Origin of the sequence: Pseudomonas nitroreducens (assembly GCF_014204515.1) — a bacterium.
Taxonomy (GTDB): Bacteria; Pseudomonadota; Gammaproteobacteria; order Pseudomonadales; family Pseudomonadaceae; genus Pseudomonas; species Pseudomonas nitritireducens_A.
Genome location: NZ_JACHLI010000079.1, coordinates 1 through 1,443, shown reverse-complemented (window position 1 = coordinate 1,443; position 1,443 = coordinate 1). Strand labels below are relative to the sequence as shown.

General features: G+C 59.3%; 3 protein-coding genes and 1 pseudogene. 3 read left to right on the top strand and 1 reads right to left on the bottom strand.

The window, feature by feature from the left end; translation table 11 throughout:
- Nucleotides 1-198, bottom strand: a 198-nt coding sequence (locus HNP46_RS35740) for a hypothetical protein (protein ID WP_221455241.1), incomplete at its 3' end; no start/stop codon positions are given.
- A 164-nt stretch (nucleotides 199-362) separates the two neighbouring features.
- Here HNP46_RS35740 and tnpA point away from each other — a divergent pair.
- From tnpA to HNP46_RS35595, 3 genes and pseudogenes are all read left to right on the top strand, one after another.
- Nucleotides 363-731 (top strand): IS66-like element accessory protein TnpA, encoded by a 369-nt coding sequence (gene tnpA / locus HNP46_RS35605; RefSeq protein ID WP_184598996.1) that lies wholly within the window; start codon nucleotides 363-365, stop codon nucleotides 729-731.
- Nucleotides 728-1,063 carry an IS66 family insertion sequence element accessory protein TnpB gene (tnpB, locus tag HNP46_RS36015; protein ID WP_184598993.1) on the top strand — a complete coding sequence of 112 codons (336 nt, stop codon included), beginning with the start codon at nucleotides 728-730 and terminating at the stop codon, nucleotides 1,061-1,063. Before tnpA ends, tnpB begins: the two co-directional genes overlap by 4 nt.
- A 49-nt stretch (nucleotides 1,064-1,112) precedes the next feature.
- Nucleotides 1,113-1,349: pseudogene (locus HNP46_RS35595) on the top strand (transposase domain-containing protein); the annotation flags it as partial.
- Nucleotides 1,350-1,443 lie beyond the last annotated feature (94 nt).

Below are 1,443 nucleotides of genomic sequence, written 5' to 3'. Positions count from 1 at the left end.
GAACAGATACGCGCAGTGCGGCTTCGCCGCACCGAATACCGCCACCACACGGGCCAGCGCGGTATCAGTGCCGCCGCGCATATCCATCGGCTCGGCGGCCAACCAGATGGCGTCGATAGCCGGCAGACTCGGGACGAGAGGAATCGGAAAAAACAGGAGGGTACGGCGGGCAGCTGTGCCTGCTGGCGGCGAATCCACTTGTGCACGAGATTGGCGTTGAAGCCGTGGTTCAAGTCTACACCGGCAACCAAGGCACCGGGCCGGGTACACTCATCAACGTAACCGTCTTGTGAAGACACCTTTCACCGAAGACCGACTGCGTTGAAATTAAGTGCCCATTTATGAATACGTGGGCATTTAACATGAGCACTGCAAGCACCGAGCGTGAGATCCGTCAGCGCCGGCGTTATACCTCGAGTTTCAAGGCAAAGATCGTATCGCTTTGCCTCCAGGGCGATACCTCAATTGCCCAGGTAGCGCTGCAGCACAGTCTGAACACCAATCTTGTCCAGAGTTGGATCCGTAATGCCAAGCAACAGAGCCAATTACTGGCGTTGCCGGGCTTCGTGGCAGTCCCGATGCAGTCGCCAGTGGCTGAGCGACCGACTCCTCAGCCCGCCCGAGAGGAAGTACGTATCGAGATTCTGCATCGTCGTATGACCTTGACCGTGCACTGGCCGACAGCAGATGCCGAAGGCTGTGCCCGGTTCATGCGTGAGCTGTTGCAGTGATCCGCATCGATGCCATCTGGCTAGCCACCGAACCGATGGATATGCGCGCCGGTACTGACACCGCGCTGGCCCGTGTGGTGGCGGTATTCGGTGCGGCGAAGCCGCACTGCGCGTATCTGTTCGCAAACCGCCGAGCCAACCGGATGAAGGTGCTGGTGCACGACGGCGTTGGAATCTGGCTCGCTGCCCGGCGATTGCACCAGGGGCGCTTCATCTGGCCGGGACTCCGATATGGAACCGAAGTAGAGTTGAAGCCCGAGCAACTTCAGGCTTTGGTATTGGGTTTGCCTTGGCAGCGAGTTGGCACTGGCGGCACGATTACTCTGCTTTGAACCTCGCCGCTGGCGGTTGCCGGTGGTCTGCTTTGGTAAAATCCACGGCATGACTACCTCGCCCAATCTCGACCAACTGACGCCCGACCAACTGCGCACACTAGCCGCGCAGTTGAGCCGCCGGGTCAATCGCCTGGAGCGGGTGAACGAGCAACTTACCCATGAAATCGCCATCCTCAAGCGACATAGGTTTGCCAAGCGCAGCGAGCAGCTGAGCCCTGACCAGGGCAGTCTGCTGGAAGATCTGATCGACACCGACATCGCTGCCATCGAGGCTGATTTGAAGTAAGCGCGTGAAAATCGGCGTCCTGGGTGCCTGACCCCGCAGTTGAGACTATTGCGTCCGCAACTTTTCTTGCGGACGCAAGCATGACCACCGA

Excerpts from the sequence above, each read along its gene's own strand:
- tnpA (WP_184598996.1), top strand. The coding sequence starts at position 363 with ATGAGCACTGCAAGCACCGAGCGTGAGATCCGTCAGCGCCGGCGTTAT.